Below are 18272 nucleotides of genomic sequence, written 5' to 3'. Positions count from 1 at the left end.
ATAAATTTTAAAAATTCTTCATTACAAGCTGAGATTTGTGACCACAGCCTTTTAATGTGTAATTTTTTAACAAACTAATGCGATCGGGTCAACAAAAACTATGAAAAACGACCTTGTTGATGATCTATCGCAGCTTTTATAAACCCTTTAAATAAAGGGTGACCATCGCGAGGTGTTGAAGTGAATTCTGGATGGAATTGCGCTGCAACAAACCAAGGATGATTTGGGTTTTCAATGATTTCTACTAGTTTCTTATCTTCTGATAAACCAGTGATCAGTAAACCCGCTTTCTTAATTGCTGGTAATAGGTTGTTATTTACTTCATAACGATGACGGTGGCGCTCAAATATTTCCTTGCTACCGTACATTTCCAATACTTTAGAGTTGTTCGCTAAATGACACTTCTGCGAACCTACGCGCATTGTACCACCTAAGTCAGAATCTTCAGTACGTTGTTCAACTTCACCTGATTTGTCAATCCACTCAGTAATTAAACCAACGACTGGGTTTTCGGATTTCTCATCAAATTCTGTTGAATGTGCATTTTTCAGACCCGCTACATTACGAGCAAACTCAATTAATGCTACTTGCATACCTAAACAGATACCTAAGTAAGGGATCTTATTTTCACGTGCATATTGTGCTGCAAGGATTTTACCTTCAACACCACGTTCACCAAATCCACCAGGGATTAAGATAGCATCAACCCCTTCAAGTAGAGATAAGCCTTTAATCTCTACATCTTGTGAATCAATGTATTTAATTTTCACTGTTGCTGCGTTTTTCAAACCACCGTGTTTCAGTGCTTCATTCACTGATTTGTATGCATCTGGTAATTCAATGTATTTACCAACCATACCAATCACAACTTCACTCGTTGTATTCGCTTCTTCTGCAACAACCTTTGACCATTCACTTAAATCAGCTTCAGGACAATCTAAACCAAAACGCTCAACACAAATTTGATCTAACCCCTGTTGTTTTAATAATGCAGGAATTTTATAGATAGAATCGACATCGCGTAATGAGATAACTGATTTCTCTTGTACATTACAGAATAATGCGATCTTAGCGCGCTCATTCGCAGGGAAGCTCACTTCACTACGACAAACAAGAATATCTGGTTGAATACCTAAACTACGTAACTCTTTTACAGAATGTTGTGTTGGTTTAGTTTTTACTTCACCAGCTGTTTTTAAATAAGGTAATAACGTTAAATGCATAAACATGGCATTTTCACGGCCTACTTTTAACCCTAATTGACGAATCGCTTCAAGGAATGGTTGTGATTCAATATCACCAACTGTTCCACCTAATTCAACGATAGCAACGTCATGTCCTTCACCACCAGCGATAACACGAGCTTGAATTTCATTTGTGATATGAGGGATGACTTGAATAGTCGCACCTAAGTAATCACCACGACGCTCTTTTGCTAGTACGTCAGAATAGATACGGCCCGTTGTAAAGTTATTACGTTTAGTCATTTTGGTACGAATGAAACGTTCGTAGTGACCTAAGTCAAGATCCGTTTCCGCACCGTCGTCAGTCACAAATACTTCACCGTGCTGAATTGGGCTCATTGTACCCGGGTCAACGTTAATATATGGGTCAAGTTTTAGAATCGTTACGTCTAAACCACGCGCTTCTAAAATTGCTGCAAGAGAGCCTGCTGCAATACCTTTACCAAGCGATGAAACAACACCACCAGTTACGAATATATATTTTGTTGTCATAATAACCCTGAGCCATTAAGAGAGAAAAAGAGTGCTAATTTTATTCACCAATAAAAAAATCACACGCTAAAAGAGCCTAACTTGTTAATTATTAAAGTTAAGATTTTTAAAGTGTGACTGCTTTATCAAAATGGAAGAAAATTGAACATTTAGATGGGACAGCAGTATAACAAGTACCGCTATTCCCGACAAACGATAAAAGCACTTTAATGCATAAATGGTATTTTTTTGAGGGTAAAGCTATCGTTGCAATTTTCACTTGGTATGGGTCTATAGACCCTTTCAGACCCATTACCCTTACTCTCTCTGCACATTAAGCTGCTTCATTAAATGATTTAACTTTCAAATCCAGATATAAAAAAAGGCGCTATTTGCGCCGTTTTCGTTGAACTAATTAAAGCACTTTACTTAAAAACTGCTTAGTACGCTCTTTTTGTGGGTTCTCTAACACTTGTTGTGGTGTGCCCATCTCTTCAATTAAACCTTTATGGAAAAAGGCAACCTTATCAGAAACCTCTTTGGCAAAGGCGATTTCATGAGTTACACAAATCATGGTCATGCCATCATCACGTAATAACCTGAGAGTATCCAACACCTCCCCCACTAGTTCAGGGTCTAATGCAGAAGTCACTTCATCAAACAACATATAGGGAGGATCCATCGCTAACGCACGAGCAATCGCTAAACGTTGCTGCTGGCCACCGGACATTTTAGTTGGGTACTCATGTAACTTATCCCCTAAACCAACATGGGTGAGCTCTTTTGTTGCTATCTCTTCGGCTTTTTCTTTACTAAAGCCTTTCACCACTTGTGGTGCTAATGCCGCATTTTCCAATACCGTTAAGTGTGGAAAAGAGTTCCATTGTTGGAATACCATACCTAAATTTTGTCTTAGTTGGTTTTTATCGGTATTTTTATCATGAACATCCACGCCATCCACTAGTATTTGTCCACCATTAATCGCTTCAATAGCATTAATACAATATAAAAGCGTTGATTTACCACTACCACTGGCACCAATAATACTGACCACTTCGCCTTTTTTAACGTCTAGGTCAATGCCTTTTAATACTTCTAAATCACCAAAAGATTTATGAACACCTTTGATTTCTATCATCTTGTCATTTTCCTTTCTATGTATTTACCATAAAGCGACAATGGGTAAGAGATCAAAAAATAAAATAACCCTACGCCGACTAAAATCATCACGGCCTGTTGTGAGCGTGATATCAACTGCTCTGCAGTTCTTAACAACTCCATATAACCAATCACCGACACTAACGCGGAGTCTTTAATAACACTCAAACCAACGCCTATCCATGATGGTAAGACCGATCTCATACCAATCGGAATACTGATATGTCGTACTGTTTGCCAATAACTCATACCTAATGAACGTGCTGCTTTTTTGGTGGCATGAGGAACATTATCAAAACCACTTCTAAACACCTCAACCATAAAGGCCATGGTATACAGTGATAAAATAATCGAGCCAGCAACAAACGGATCAAGTGGGTAACCCATTGCGCCTATAAAAGTACTGAATAAGATAAGTTGAATGATTAATGGAACTGATTTTAAAATGTCGAGTACACCACCTAAACACATATTCACTATCTTGTTAGACTCCGCTCTAGCAAAGCCCAGTATTAAACCTAGAACAGTACCGAAGAAAATAGCAATCACTGAGATATAAACGGTGTTTAATACACCAGTTAGAATGAAACCTGCATCGTTCCAAGATATAGGGGTAAATAAGTTCATTATGATAACTCCCCTTTAAAGACGCGCTTCGACACAAAATGTGCGGCAAATAACACTAATTTGGCAATAACGTAGTACATGGCAGCGGCAACAATAAAGAATTCTAAAGTTCTAAAAGAGCTGGATTGCAAACGCTGTGTTTCGCCAGACAAATCATTCATTCCCACTAATATTCCTAATGAACTCATTAAAATTGACCAGATAAATTGATTGGTCATTGGGTGGTAAATTCGTCTGAACATTTGCGGTAAGATAATGTGGCGATATGCCTGCACACTATTCATGCCCAAAGACCGTGCCGCGTTGTATTGTGTAGGCGGGATAGATTGAAAACCACCACGAAATGTTTCTGCTAAGTACCCACCATTTACAAAGACCAAGGCAGCAAAAACAGATAAGTAAGGGCTTAAATGGATACCGTAAGCACCTAAGCCAAAATATGCCATATAAATGAGGAATAATGCCGGCGTATTTCTTGAAAGCTCAATCCATACACTGGATAAAAAAGATAAAATCTTAGAGTTAGACATTTTACCTAATGCCAAGAAAACCGCCGCAACGATCCCCACTAACATTGATAAAACAGAGACGTGTAATGTGGTAAATGCGCCGCCTAATAATTGCGGGAAAGCATCAAATACCACATTCCAATGAAAGTTATAACTATCCATATACCCTCTTTAAATAATTCAAACTGCAGTGAGCCAGACTCAAACGCTACTTTATCCATCTCCTAATAAGCGTTCTATTAAGATCTGTTTGAATTTTTGATATTACGAAAGTGAAAAACTGCCCTGTACATAGGGTCTCTATACCATAAAAACAAATGGCCTACTTTATTTAAAATAAAAGTAGACCATTACACAATGATATTAAAGATTATCGATTTTCAATTAACGCTTTCACCATATCTTCTGATACAGGAGAACCGAAATGTTTAACATGTAAGTCGTTTAACTTACCATCACGCACTTGGTGGATTAAGAATAGATTTAAGTAATTGATCCAAGCTAACTCATCACGCTTAGCAATAATACCAACTACATCATCGTAGTTAGGTACATAAGGACCAGCAACAAAGTCATCAAATTGGCCAGAGGCTAATTTAGTGGCAATGTTAGTATTAGTAGAAACAAGTGCATCGATTTTACCTTGGTATAATCCTAGGAATGCATCATTTTCAGATTTAAAAGAGGTGTAATTGTCTCTTCCCCAGCCTTTTTCATCGGCATATTTAAAGTACTCTGTTTCGTAAGTGGTACCAATCGCAGCACCCACTTTAACGTTTTTAAGGTCATCGAAAGAATCGATTTTCACGCCTTTTTTAGATAACACTTGGAATTTAAAAACAAAGTAAGGATAAGTGAAACCAACTGACTTAGCACGCTCTAATGTGTCTGAAGTCGAACCGATAACTACATCGGTTTTTGAAGAGATTAAAGAAGGGATTCTGTCTGCCCAGGTTAAATTAATAACGTTAGATTTTACGCCTAATGCTTCTGCTAAATCATTACAGTAATCAACATCAAAACCTGCTGGTTGGTTGTCTTTATCAGTGTAGCCCATAGGTGGGAAATCAAGCACGACACCACAATTTAGTGCGCCTCTCTCAATCACCGTATCTAAGGCATCTGCATTGGCTGTTGATAAAGCACCTAATGCCGCCATTGAAGCAACAACCATCGAGATTTTCTTAACTAACTTCATACTTCCTCCGTGAGTTTTACAAACAATAAATTTTATACTGCCACATCAATTAACAGCTGTTATTGAACTTGTTCAGTATTTTGGGTGTTCGAATCTAATACCCAAATGCATATTTGCATATTTATTAACATATCATAAATAAATCAGCGATTCTTAGTTGTACAAAACATCAACACCTTTTGCTCAACAATTAACACATTAAATACCGTAAATTATTCACTAATAGAAATGTATTTTGACAGAGGAGTTAACACGCAAAGAAGCCTATGGTAATAGGCTCCTCCTGAATTTAAAGGGAAGAAAATAAATGAACAAATTAAAGCCGTAAGCTGTCATTAAAAATTTATTAAAATAAAATTCTAAAAAGGCATAAAAAGCAGCTAACATGTTTAAAATTTAATCAAAACCATGTTGCTTTATCCAATTTTTATCTATTTAGGCAAATGCTTAATATCATTCCAAATGGCATCTAACTCATTCAATGTGCAATCTCCCATCTCTTTTCCTAGAGATTTAACATGTGCTTCAACACGCTTAAAACGAGATGAAAACTTATTATTTGCTTGAGTTAATACTTGCTCTGGGTTTGCCTTAAGATGACGAATAAGATTAACGTTAGCAAATAACAGATCGCCTAACTCATCGACAATACGTTCTTTTTGTTCAGTTTCATTGAGGTCTGTACGCTTAACTTCCACCATAACTTCATCAATTTCTTCATGGATTTTGGCGACTACAGGCCCTAACTCAGCCCAATCAAACCCAACACTAGCAGCGCGCTTTTGAATTTTGTAAGCTCGCGTTAACGCAGGTAATGCAAGAGGAATATTGTCTAAAATACTCTCTTGTTTATTTTGAGATTGTGCTTTTTTCTGACGCTCTTTCTCTTTTTCAGCTTCCCAGTTTGCATTAATTTCAGCATCAGTTTTTAGCTCTGAGTTAGCAAAAACATGAGGATGACGACGAATTAATTTCTCGTTTAATACCGCTAAAATATCATCAAATTCAAATAACCCCTGCTCTTTGGCCATTTGTGCATAGAACACTACTTGAAACAGTAAGTCTCCTAGTTCGCCTTTTAGATCATCAAAGTCTTTATTGGCAATCGCATCCGCCACTTCATAGGCTTCTTCTATAGTATGTGGTACAACGCTATCAAAAGTTTGTTTTAGGTCCCAAGGGCAGCCTGTTTCTGGCGTACGAAGTTGCTGCATAATAGAAAGTAATTGCGTTAAGTTTGCTGACATGAAAGCCCCCCAAAATGATAAAAATAAATTTATTAAGTAATCATATCAACTATATTTATACCAAGCTTTAACTAAAATAGGCAAAAAACATAAAGTTTGTTTAATAAATTAGTAGTGATTATGGCGATTAGCTCATTTGGTATCGCAGGCGTGGGTGGCGGTGCGACTTTCGCTGCTTTAATTGTATTACCGGCAATGGGTTTACCAGTAACGATAGCAGCTTTGCTTATTTCAATTGAACCTTTAATTGATATGGCACGAACAGCGTTGAACGTGAGTAGAGCAATGACAGCAGAGACAATTACGTCGCGCTTGTTAGGTGATAAAAAAGAGATTAATAAGGCATTTAAATTAAGTCCTAAACAAGTCACAAATCAATCTACTCATAGACAGTAAGAACCCACCACCCGGTATTTTAAGAATACTTAATGGCTAGATGGTGGGATAAAACGTTATTCTTGTAGCATAAGAATAACGTTTTTTAATGCCGTAATAAATGCAGCGGCTTCTTCAAGCGTATTGTATATTGAAAACGAAGCTCTAATCGTACCATTGCATTGTAAACTCGACATCAAGGGCATGGCGCAATGCGTCCCACTTCGCACAGCAATTCCTTGCGCATCTAATAACATAGCAATATCACTATTATGCTCACCTTTTACAACAAGGCTGTTCGATCCAGATTTCTGCGTTTCACTAGCAAACACAGTTATATCCGGTATTTGCTGTAAGGCTTGTTGTGTATAGTTGATAAGTTGTTGTTCATGTTGCAGACAACGCGTTTGGTCTAAGCTGTTTATAAAGTCTAACGCAGCGCCTAACCCAATAGCACCTGCTATATTTGGTGTACCAGCTTCAAACTTAAAGGGGAGTTGGTGAAAGGTACTTTTACCGTGTCAATCATTTCACCACCGCCTTGCCATGGAGGTAAAGTCTCTAGCAGCGTTTTCTTCCCGTACAACACACCAATGCGCGTCGGACCAAATAGTTTATGGCCGGAAAATAGGTAAAAGTCACAATCTAATACTTGCACATCAACTTCAAGATGAGCAATAGCTTGCGCACCATTAATGATGACTTTCGCATCAAACTAATGTGCGAGTTTGGTCATGCTTTGTATTGGATTAACAATACCTAAAGCGTTAGAAACATGTGCGATTGAAACGATTTTAGTACGCTCTGATAAAAGTGCTTTAAACGCATCAATATCTAAAGTGAACTCAGCAGTTAATGGAACTACTTTTAATACAGCACCAGTACGTTGAGCAATCATTTGCCAAGGCACAATATTCGCTAATAGATTAATTCCCTCAGTGGTGCCTTTTGTCCAAATAATTTCTTCTGAATACTGTGCATTAAGGAGCTGTTGTACTTTCAAACGACTGGCTTCAAATAATTCTGTTGCTTGATTACTTAAGGCATGGCTCGCTCGATGTACGTTGGCATTACTAGTTTGATAATAATCACAAATAGCATCGATCACCGACTGTGGTTTTTAGGTAGTCGCAGCATGATCAAAATAGACCAAAGAATGTTGATTAACTCGTTGCTTTAGAATGGGGAATTGATTGCGAAGTTGTTCAATATAGGGATCTGAACTCAAGGTGATACCGCATAACATAAAACAACGCGTTAATCGCTAATACAATTAACGCGTTTAATTGCCGTTAATGGGTTATTTATAGACTTTGATTGCGCCCTTCAACCATTAAACGTTTCATTTCACTTACCGCGACAGCAAAGCCATCTACTAATGCACGAGCTACAATCGCATGCCCAATGTTTAGTTCGATGATTTCAGGTAAAGCAGCAATCGGTTTAACATTATGGTAATTCAAACCATGACCCGCATTCACTTTAATGCCTGCTTGTTGACCATAAGTCGCCGCTTTAGCAACACGTGCTAACTCAGCTTCTTGAATCGCATCACTTTCAGCGTCTGCATACTGCCCAGTATGAAGCTCCACATAAGCGGCTTTCATTTTCACAGCTGCATCGATTTGCGCAGCTTCAGGGTCAATAAATAAACTAACTTGAATATTAGCTGCGTTTAAACGGCTCACTGCATCAGCAATTTTATCGTAATTACCGACCACATCTAACCCACCTTCAGTGGTTAACTCTTCGCGCTTTTCTGGTACTAAACAAACAAAAGCAGGTTTCGTTTTTAAGGCGATCTCAACCATTTCATCAGTCACTGCCATTTCTAAATTCATGCGAGTCTGTAATGTTTGCGCTAATACCGCTACATCACGATCATGAATATGACGACGATCTTCACGTAGGTGAATAGTAATACCATCTGCACCAGAGGTTTCAGCCACTGCTGCTAAATGTGCAGGTTCAGGGTAACAAGTACCACGTGCATTACGCAGTGTTGCTACGTGGTCAATGTTCACACCTAATAATATTTTGCTCATCTTCTTTCCTTTATCTGTACTGTATTACTTAGCGGCAAATAAACTGCGGCTATGTAATGGCTTGTCACCTAATAAATTAGCTAATGCTTGACGGCAAAAGCGTTTTGCCATCTTAAGCGTGGCTTCACTATCGAGCTTGCGTTGCGATAGATTAATAATATCTTGGCCATCATAAACTTGTTCGGGTTTACAAATTGCCTGCTTAGCAAAAAAACCAAGTTGTTGCTGGTATTGATATTGAAAGCCAGCTTCAATTAACTCTTCGCTATATACATCTTGTTCAAAATTAACGCCGTATCCTAATGTCTCTAATAGAGTTAGTTCAAACAAACGTAATGACTTTTGTGGGTCTTCATCTCGGGCAACACTAATTAGGGTACGTTGATAGCATTCAAAAAGACCATCACAGGCGGTTTCAGCTTGCAACAAACGATATAATAGCTCGTTGATATACATGGCAATGTAAAGACGTTGACCGTGTAGTGGAACCACTTGAGTTTGCGCTTCGAGTGACTTAACAGTTTTTAAGCTGCCACGTCCAAAATAACTAGCAAGCAATAAAGTAAAGGGTTGAGCCATGCCACGTCTCATACGTGTACTACTTCTGCCCCCTTTGAAAATAAGACTAACTTTACCTATATCTTGGCAAAACAAGTCAACGATTTGACTTGTTTCTCCATAGGGACGACGATGCAATATAAACGCATTGTGACACTCAATAGACATTCAAAAACCCCTATAAGCAACATGCTCACGACTATTAGCCGCTGTAATCATCACCATAACCCAATGAGCGCAATGCACGATCATCGTCAGCCCAACCTGACTTCACTTTCACCCAGATTTCTAAGAATACTTTTGAATCGAATAACTCTTCCATATCGATTCGAGCTTGTTTACCAATGGCTTTTAACTTTTCACCTTTGTTACCAATTACCATGCGTTTTTGGCCATCTCGTTCCACCAAAATAAGCGCATTGATATGTAATACACCATTAGCTTTCTGTTTGAACTGCTCAATCTCAACAGTTACTGAATAAGGTAACTCGTCACCTAAAAAGCGCATCAGCTTTTCACGAACGATCTCTGAAGCCATAAAGCGTGAAGAGCGATCAGTAATGTAATCATCTGGAAAATAGAATTCAGACTCAGGTAAAATATCTTTAGCCCACTGTCTAATTTTTTCTACGTTATCGCCAGATTTAGCTGACATAGGTAAGATATGAGCAAAGTTAAAACGCTCACCTAATTGTTGAAGATGCGGTAGTAACAGTTCTTTATCTTCGACATTATCAATTTTATTAACAGCCAAAATAACTGGGCATTTTTGATGTGTTAGTTTCTTTAGCACCATCTCATCATCATCGTTCCAGTTAGTACCTTCAACAACAAAAACCACCATTTCAACATCATTGATTGAACTTGATGCTGCACGGTTCATTAAACGGTTAATAGCGCGCTTTTCTTCAATATGTAACCCCGGTGTATCAACAAAAATAGTTTGATAATCACCATCGGTATCAATCCCTAAAATACGGTGACGAGTAGTTTGCGCTTTGCGTGAAGTAATACTTACTTTTTGCCCAAGTAAGGCATTGATTAACGTCGACTTACCTACATTAGGGCGTCCGACGATGGCTACTAAGCCACATTTTTGAGTCATTATTTAGCTCCTAAGAAGGTTAATGATAGTAAAATATAGAATGCAGTGTGAAGTAACATTATTGATCACCTAACAGTGCAGTTAACATAGTTTGTGCAGCCAGTTGTTCAGCCTTACGGCGACTAGTGCCTTTCCCTTGTACAGGTTGCATACCTTCAATTTGACAACTCATGGTAAATTGTTGGTTATGTGCTTCGCCTTTCACATCTAAGACTTCGTAAACAGGTAATGCTTGCTTACGAGATTGAAGGTGTTCCTGTAGACGTGTTTTAGGATCTTTCTGCGTAATACCAGGTTTAATGGTTTTTAATCGGCTATCAAACCAGCTTAATACTAATTTATTCACCGTATCGATATCTGAATCTAAGAATACCGCACCAATGATAGCTTCTACGCCATCGGCAATAATAGAGTCACGGCGGAAACCACCACTTTTTAGCTCACCAGGACCGAGAATTAAACAGTCACTTAATACAAATTCACGGCCAACTTCTGATAGCATTTTCCCACACACTAAGGTTGCACGCATGCGGCTTAAATCACCCTCATCAACTTTTGGGAAACGTTTATATAAGTCAGTTGAAATAGCGAAACTTAAAATTGAATCACCTAGAAACTCTAAGCGTTCATTGTGCAACCCTAACGCACTTCTATGCGTTAATGCTTGCTTTAATAATCCAAAATCTGAGAATTGGTAACCAATACGTTTCTCTAAACGTTTTAACTCTTGTTCTTTCATCTTCATTTAATACTACCTATACGCTCAAAACGCACATTACTTGGTACCCAACTTGGTAAAAAGTCCTCTGCGCCTCGGTCAAACTCAAAACTAATCCATTTTGCTACGGCTTTCCCCACCAGATTACGCTCAGGAACAAATCCCCAGAAACGGCTATCACGGCTGTTATCGCGGTTATCACCCATCACAAAATAATTACCCTCAGGTACAACCCACTCATAGGTATAAGTCGATACATCTTTTTGTTGATAGTAAGCTTCAACTTGCTCTCTACGTAAAGGGTTAATTAATAATTGGTGTTCCACATCACCTAATACTTCAGAATAAACTTTAACTGTATTACTCTCATGTTTAAAGTCTTGCTCGCCTAAGAAAGACGTGTCTAATTTTTTGTAATCACCACAACTATTATCACCACAAGCAGGGGCTATATAGAGTGCTTTATCTTTATAAACGATACGGTCACCAGGTAAACCAACCACTCGTTTGATAAAGTCTACACGTTGATCTTCTGGGTATTTAAATACTGCAACATCACCACGTTCAGGGTGACCTGTTGGAATCAGTGTATTCTGCCAAACTGGCTCTTTAATGCCGTATGAGAATTTCTCAACTAAGATAAAATCACCCACCAATAAAGTTGGCATCATCGACCCCGATGGGATTTGAAATGGTTCATAAATAAATGAACGCAGAATAAATACCGTTGCAATGACTGGAAAAAGGCCACGTGCATTTTCAATAATTGGGTTTTCTGGATACATTTTAGCAAGCTTTTTATCGTCTAATTTAATCTCAGATTTAGCCTGTAACTCTGCATAAGCTTGCTTACGCTTTTTTGCCCATTTTATTTTATCAATAACCCAAATAATCCCAGTTACTAACGTTAAGATGACTAATATTAATGCAAATGAGTTTGCCATTTTTTTTCCTAATAAATGTAAATCATATTAATTAATGTATTTAACTAATATGACTCGTTTAAAATACAAAATGCGCTGATCGGTTAATCAGCGCATTCCCTTAAATAATGATTACTTTTCCTGACTAAATAGCAATCAAAAACTACTTATCTTTACCTATGTGTAACACGGCTAAAAACGCTTCCTGTGGTACATCAACATTACCAACAGATTTCATACGTTTTTTACCTTCTTTCTGTTTCTTCAGTAGTTTTTTCTTACGGCTGATATCACCACCGTAACATTTTGCTAATACGTTCTTAGTCAATTGCTTAACCGTTGAACGCGCAATAATCTTGCTACCTATCGCTGCTTGAATTGCAATGTTAAACATTTGACGAGGGATCAGTTCTTTCATTTTTTCAACTAAGTCACGACCGTAACTTTCTGAATTATCACGGTGCGTAATTAATGCTAATGCATCAACACGATCACCATTGATCATAACGTCTACACGTACCATGTCAGAAGCTTCATAACGAACAAAGTTATATTCAAGTGAAGCGTATCCACGACTGGTTGATTTTAATCGGTCAAACAGATCCATTACCACTTCACCCATTGGGATTTCGTAAGTCAATGCGACTTGATTGCCGTGATAAGCCATCTTAGTTTGAACACCACGCTTATTAATACATAGGGTAATAACATTGCCTAGGTAGTCTTGTGGAACAAGAATATTACATTCTGCGATGGGTTCACGAATTTCATTAATATCATTAGTTGGTGGCAATTTAGCTGGGCTATCTACATATTCAATTTCTCCACCATTTTTTTCTACTTCGTAGATTACTGTTGGTGCAGTGGTAATTAAATCAATATCATATTCACGCTCTAAACGCTCTTGAATGATTTCCATGTGTAATAAACCAAGGAAACCACAACGGAAACCAAAGCCTAAAGCAGATGAGTTTTCTGGCTCATACAATAATGATGCATCATTAATACTTAATTTACCTAGCGCATCACGGAAGTTTTCATAATCATCTGAACTTACTGGGAATAAACCAGCATAAACCTGCGGTTGAACGCGTTTAAATCCAGGTAACACTTCTGGTGATGGATTATCAGCTAATGTTAAGGTATCACCTACAGGTGCACCTAAAATATCTTTAATACCAGAAATAACATAGCCTACTTCGCCAGCTTTTAAGATACCTGTTTCTTTTTGTTTAGGTGTAAAGTAACCCACTTTAGTCACTAAATGAACTTGACCTGTGGTCATTACTTTCATTTTATCACCGACTTTAATTTGACCGTGTTTGATACGCACCAATGACACTACGCCTTGGTAGTTATCAAACCATGAATCAATGATTAGCGCCTGCAATGGTCCATCAAGGTTGCCTTCTGGCGGTGGGATCATTTTCACGATCTCTTCTAACACAAGGTCAATACCTACACCTGTTTTAGCAGAACAACGTACCGCTTCAGTTGCATCGATCCCTACGATATCTTCGATCTCTTCAGCAACACGCTCAGGCTCAGCAGCAGGCAAATCAATTTTATTTAAGATCGGGACAACTTCTAAGTCCATCTCTAGGGCGGTGTAACAGTTTGCTAATGTTTGCGCTTCAACGCCCTGACCGGCATCAACAACCAATAAAGCTCCTTCACAAGCAGCTAAAGAACGCGATACTTCGTAAGAGAAATCCACGTGTCCCGGTGTATCGATGAAGTTTAACTGATAGGTTTCGCCATCTTTGGCTTTATAGTCCAAGGTAACGCTTTGTGCTTTGATGGTAATACCACGTTCACGCTCTATATCCATAGAATCAGTTACTTGTGCTGCCATTTCACGTTCAGTCAGCCCTCCACAGGTGCTGATTAAACGGTCTGACAATGTCGACTTACCATGGTCAATGTGAGCAATGATTGAAAAGTTACGAATGTTTTTCATGAATACGTTAAATACCTTATTAGTGACTACACTTTGCATCGTGATACAGGTTAATCGTCTTTATCACAGCTGACTTAAGCCCTTTTGAAAGAGGTTTTAAGTCGCTTTAATGCTAAATTTTTATGTTTGTTGTTAATTTGTCTATTTTGAGTACATTAATTGCCGTGCATTCTAGCGAATTTCTGTTTTAATCTCCATCTTTATAGCGCTATCAAGCAAATGGATCTTTGCGCAGTTTTTTAATGTTATTTTTAACGGTAAGAAAAATTTAACATTCACTTAAAAAAACACTTTAAGTATAAAAAACGAGCACCTAGCGTTCACATTTCAAGCACAAACAGCGAGGCTTGCTTCACATTTTTAACTTTTCTTAAACAAGATCAAAGCGGATCAAGCAATCTATTAACGCTATTACTGTTTTTTGACATACAATAGACCTTGCTTTTAATGGATTGATAATGGCAAGGATTATGCCACCCATTCTCAAAAGCTTCATGAGCTATTTTCATAGATAATGGATTTACGCTTACGTTTCTATTCTTTTCTTATTTTTGAGGTTATTAAATTATGAAGTCAAACACTCCAGTGTTGCTTTCTGTTGTAGTTGCTATTATTGGTGCAGCTGCCATTGCTTTACTCCAAATCAGCCTAGATGGCGCCCTTTTATTTGCAGCCGGTGCTGTAATAAGTGGTTTTCTTATCCAATTTGCAAACTCAGCGAAAAGTGCTTCACCAGAAAGCGCTGCAGAAGTTGATTTTGCAACAACAACACTTTACGTTGGTAACTTACCGTACCGTGCTAACGAAATGGCTATTCGTACGTTATTTGCAGAGCATGGTAAAGTAATTTCAGTACGCTTAATGAAAGACAAACATACCGGTAAACGCCGTGGATTTGGATTTGTTGAAATGCCAGAAAGCGATGCAGCCAATGCAATTGAAGCTTTAAATGAACAAGAGTTCCAAGAACGTTCATTAAAAGTAAGAGAAGCCAACGAACGTGCTCCTCGTAAAGAAACTGCTGAATAACTTATTTCAATAGAAATATAAAAAACCGAGACTAGCATACTACTTCTCTCGGTTTTTTTGTGCCTACCCTTATATCAAGCTAACCAAGTTAATAGTGTTTGTAATGGTAAATGATTACTCTTTTGGGGATAAACTAAATAATAGGATTTTCCTGATCGTAACTGCACTGCGTGAGGCATTATTAGTTGCCCTGATTGCACATCAGAAGACGCTAACACCACATCTCCAATACTAATACCAAACCCTTGTTTCGCAGCACTCACAGCTAAATCTAAAGTGGCAAAATGCTGTTGATGTTTAACCGGTAAATTGTCGCTCCCAGCTAACGCAAGCCATTGCTTCCAGTCATGTTGTTGTGGGGTAGAGTGCAACCAAGGAAACTTTCGCATCTCCTCAATACTGAGCTCAGCAATCCCCTCTGGTAATAGCGAAGGCGCGCAAACCGGTGTTAGCACTTCTTCAAATAGACATTGGCTAGTTAAACTTTTATCGCTAACCTGTTCGCAATAACAAATAGCAGCATCAAAAGCCTCTGAAGAAAAGTTAATATCATGTTTAATGGAAGATGTTAACTCAACAGTGATATCCGGAAAAGTCTGTTGAAAAGCCATGATTTTAGGTAATAGCCAGTTACTAATACAGCTAGGTGCTTTTAATCTTACCACAGGGTTAACGCTGGATACCTCAGCCACTGCACTCTTCATCTGATTAATCACTTGCTTTACTAGGGGTAAAAATTGCTCGCCTTTTTCAGTGAGGCTTAACCCACGAGCATGACGGTGAAACAATTGGATATCCAGCTTTTTCTCCAAAGAGATAATTTGTCGGCTAACAGCCCCCTGCGTCACATTTAAACGTTGCGCCGCTAGGGTGAATTTGAGGTGATCAGCAGTAACGATAAAAGCTTGCATCTCAGTGGTAGAGGGTAAACGAATACTCATCGATATCTCGTATTTAAAGTGAAAAATTGTAACGCACTTAGCTATGAATTTTTAGCATAGCTAGTATACCTATTTTTCGTTTCACCTTTCAAATTAGATTTGCTTAAATCGCCTCACATAAAAAATGCATATTTATTCTAAGTTAAAGATTAAATATTCATTTTGTAATTTATTAAATGGAAGTTTGTTAATGCAATCTCTCGCATCAAAATTAGTCCCTAGAGCAGTTGAAAAGCTTATTCCCTATCAATCTGCTCGCCGCATTGGTGGGCAAGGCCACCTATGGTTAAATGCTAATGAATTAGAGCGACCGGTACACTATGGTGATTTAAGTGAAGGTGATAATAGCCATTACAATCGCTATCCTGATTTCCTGCCTCACGATACTGCAAAAGCATACCTTGAATACTGTCAACAAAGTTCAGGCCCACTAAACTGTGAGGCTGTCACAGTGCGCGGTGCAGATGAAGCTATCGACCTGCTTATCCGTACTTTTTGTCACCCAGGAAAAGACAGCATAATTATTTGTCCTCCAACCTACGGTATGTATGAATTCTGCTCTGATTCGTTTTCTGTGGATACTTATAAAATACCACTATTAGCAGACTTCCAATTAGATGTTGAACAGATTAAAAAGCAACTACCTAGCAGCCCATTATTGTTTTTATGTTCGCCTAATAACCCGACGGGAAATAGCATTGATGAAACAGATATTATCAGCCTATTAGAAGCGAGCAAGGATTCCACATTGGTAGTAGTTGATGAAGCTTATATTGAGTTTTCATCGCAGCAAAGTGCCTTACATCTAATGCATAAATATCCACATCTTATTGTTATAAGAACACTTTCAAAGGCTTTTGGTTTAGCCGCTATTCGTTGCGGTTTTTTACTCGCAGATAGTAGCGTCATGACTTATATTAACCGCCTTATTGCTCCTTACCCGATTGCAGATCCCACGGCTGAGATAGCATTAAAGGCACTATCTTCTAATGGACTAGAGATTATGCACAAACAAACAAATCAATTAATTCAAATACGAGAATGGTTTAAATCACAACTGATGTTATTGGACTCTGTACAACATGTATTTGGCAGCGAAACAAATTTTGTGTTAATCCGCTTCAAGGATCATCTTGATACCTATCAACATCTTATTACACGAGGTATTGTGACAAGAAATCAGGCACACGAAGAGATATTAAAGGATTGCGTGCGAATTACTATTGGCTCTAAAGAGAGCATGCTTGAAACATTAAATGCGCTTAAAACATTAAAATAACTAAAAGGAACTTATCATGAAATCATTAAAAATAGCGGCACTATTATTATCAACCATGTTGATTGCACCACTACATGCGGCTAGCTCAAAAACAGTACGTCTATCCTCTGACTTTACTTACCCGCCTTTTAACTACAAAGATGCAACGGGCACGCCTGTTGGTTTTGATATTGAAATTGCCGATGCATTATGTGCACAAGCAGCGTTAAACTGTGAGTGGGTGACTTTAGCTTGGGATGGTCTTATTCCAGGTTTGCTATCGAGAAAGTCAGATGTGATCATGGCGTCAATGCGTATTACAGAAGAGCGTAAAAAACGCGTGTTATTCACAGACAAGTATTACCAAACACCAGCTAGTTTTGTAGCAGCAAAAGATGCAACTTTTAGTATTGATAAAGCCGGCTTAAAAGATAAAGTGATTGGTGTACAAGTAGGTACTATTCACGACAATTATGTAACAGATATGTATGGAGATGTTGCTGAAATAAAACGTTATACAGGGCAAGATCAGGTTTATATTGATTTAGAAAATGGTCGTCTAGATGCCGCTTTTGCAAACTCTGATCAACTAGTATTAGCTTTCTTAGAAAAACAAGCAGGCGCTAACTTTGCACTAAAAGGCAAACTAGTTACTGATAAAGCTTATGTGGGTGAAGGGACGGCCTTAGCACTGCGTAAGCAAGATAAGAAACTAGCAGAGCAATTTAATAAAGCGATTGCTGAGATTCGTGCTAACGGCACCTACGATAAAATTGCTGCAAAATACTTTAGTTTTGATATTTACGGTCAATAATAACCACTAAATTGATACAATAGACAGCTGATTATTTATGATGAATAATCAGCTTTACTAACCTTCATCGACATGCAATAAACGTTACTACT

General features: G+C 38.2%; 16 protein-coding genes and 2 pseudogenes. 4 read left to right on the top strand and 14 right to left on the bottom strand.

Features of this window, described 5'->3' with window-relative positions:
- Positions 1-98: 98 nt before the first annotated feature.
- The 6 genes from AC0L3W_RS00755 to mazG form a co-directional block, all read right to left on the bottom strand.
- A complete protein-coding gene (locus tag AC0L3W_RS00755) occupies positions 99-1736 on the bottom strand; it encodes a CTP synthase (RefSeq protein WP_409439908.1) in 1638 nt (545 codons plus the stop codon).
- Positions 1737-2130: 394 nt separating this feature from the next.
- On the bottom strand, positions 2131-2853 hold the full coding sequence (locus AC0L3W_RS00750) for an amino acid ABC transporter ATP-binding protein (protein WP_290039946.1): 723 nt from the start codon (positions 2851-2853) through the stop codon (positions 2131-2133).
- On the bottom strand, positions 2850-3500 hold the full coding sequence (locus tag AC0L3W_RS00745; RefSeq protein ID WP_409439909.1) for an amino acid ABC transporter permease: 651 nt from the start codon (positions 3498-3500) through the stop codon (positions 2850-2852). The genes AC0L3W_RS00750 and AC0L3W_RS00745 overlap by 4 nt, the downstream gene beginning before the upstream one ends.
- Positions 3500-4171: an amino acid ABC transporter permease gene (locus tag AC0L3W_RS00740; RefSeq protein ID WP_409439910.1), complete on the bottom strand. Its 672-nt coding sequence runs from the start codon at positions 4169-4171 to the stop codon at positions 3500-3502. The genes AC0L3W_RS00745 and AC0L3W_RS00740 overlap by 1 nt, the downstream gene beginning before the upstream one ends.
- Positions 4172-4379: 208 nt before the next feature.
- The gene (locus tag AC0L3W_RS00735; protein WP_409439911.1) at positions 4380-5207 is read right to left on the bottom strand and encodes a transporter substrate-binding domain-containing protein; all 828 of its coding nucleotides are present in this window, start codon (positions 5205-5207) and stop codon (positions 4380-4382) included.
- A gap of 431 nt (positions 5208-5638) precedes the next feature.
- Complete coding sequence (mazG, locus tag AC0L3W_RS00730; protein ID WP_409439912.1) at positions 5639-6454, bottom strand: nucleoside triphosphate pyrophosphohydrolase; 816 nt, start codon at positions 6452-6454, stop codon at positions 5639-5641.
- Between the two features lie 108 nt (positions 6455-6562).
- Here mazG and AC0L3W_RS00725 point away from each other — a divergent pair.
- A pseudogene (locus AC0L3W_RS00725) lies at positions 6563-6850 on the top strand (cation:dicarboxylate symporter family transporter); the annotation flags it as partial.
- Between the two features lie 56 nt (positions 6851-6906).
- Here the strand turns inward: AC0L3W_RS00725 and AC0L3W_RS00720 are convergent.
- The 7 genes and pseudogenes from AC0L3W_RS00720 to lepA form a co-directional block, all read right to left on the bottom strand.
- Positions 6907-7937, bottom strand: a pseudogene (locus AC0L3W_RS00720) (cysteine desulfurase).
- A 196-nt stretch (positions 7938-8133) separates the two neighbouring features.
- On the bottom strand, positions 8134-8874 hold the full coding sequence (gene pdxJ / locus AC0L3W_RS00715) for a pyridoxine 5'-phosphate synthase (protein WP_409439913.1): 741 nt from the start codon (positions 8872-8874) through the stop codon (positions 8134-8136).
- Positions 8875-8898: 24 nt separating this feature from the next.
- Entirely contained in the window at positions 8899-9600 is a 702-nt protein-coding gene (gene recO / locus AC0L3W_RS00710; RefSeq protein ID WP_290039953.1) for a DNA repair protein RecO, read from the bottom strand.
- Between the two features lie 34 nt (positions 9601-9634).
- On the bottom strand, positions 9635-10537 hold the full coding sequence (gene era / locus AC0L3W_RS00705; RefSeq protein ID WP_290039954.1) for a GTPase Era: 903 nt from the start codon (positions 10535-10537) through the stop codon (positions 9635-9637).
- A 58-nt stretch (positions 10538-10595) separates the two neighbouring features.
- Positions 10596-11282, bottom strand: coding sequence for a ribonuclease III (gene rnc, locus AC0L3W_RS00700; protein WP_290039955.1), 687 nt, complete (start codon positions 11280-11282; stop codon positions 10596-10598).
- Complete coding sequence (gene lepB / locus AC0L3W_RS00695; protein WP_409439914.1) at positions 11279-12199, bottom strand: signal peptidase I; 921 nt, start codon at positions 12197-12199, stop codon at positions 11279-11281. Before lepB ends, rnc begins: the two co-directional genes overlap by 4 nt.
- A 142-nt stretch (positions 12200-12341) precedes the next feature.
- A complete protein-coding gene (gene lepA / locus AC0L3W_RS00690) occupies positions 12342-14138 on the bottom strand; it encodes a translation elongation factor 4 (RefSeq protein ID WP_290039957.1) in 1797 nt (598 codons plus the stop codon).
- Positions 14139-14705: 567 nt separating this feature from the next.
- Between lepA and AC0L3W_RS00685 the strand changes: the two genes are divergently transcribed.
- Positions 14706-15167, top strand: coding sequence for an RNA recognition motif domain-containing protein (locus AC0L3W_RS00685; RefSeq protein ID WP_290039958.1), 462 nt, complete (start codon positions 14706-14708; stop codon positions 15165-15167).
- A gap of 74 nt (positions 15168-15241) precedes the next feature.
- Here AC0L3W_RS00685 and AC0L3W_RS00680 read toward each other — a convergent pair whose 3' ends face one another.
- Positions 15242-16108, bottom strand: coding sequence for a LysR substrate-binding domain-containing protein (locus AC0L3W_RS00680; protein WP_290039959.1), 867 nt, complete (start codon positions 16106-16108; stop codon positions 15242-15244).
- 190 nt (positions 16109-16298) lie between these two features.
- On the opposite strand from AC0L3W_RS00680, the gene hisC reads away from it, so the two are divergent.
- Both hisC and AC0L3W_RS00670 read left to right on the top strand, forming a co-directional pair.
- Complete coding sequence (gene hisC / locus AC0L3W_RS00675; protein ID WP_409439915.1) at positions 16299-17387, top strand: histidinol-phosphate transaminase; 1089 nt, start codon at positions 16299-16301, stop codon at positions 17385-17387.
- A gap of 16 nt (positions 17388-17403) precedes the next feature.
- Complete coding sequence (locus tag AC0L3W_RS00670) at positions 17404-18180, top strand: transporter substrate-binding domain-containing protein (RefSeq protein ID WP_290039961.1); 777 nt, start codon at positions 17404-17406, stop codon at positions 18178-18180.
- The last annotated feature ends 92 nt before the right edge of the window (positions 18181-18272 follow it).

Source organism: Psychromonas sp. KJ10-5 (assembly GCF_055808325.1).
The sequence above is the reverse complement of the archived record's forward strand: the minus strand, read 5'-3'. Positions and strand labels throughout refer to the sequence as shown.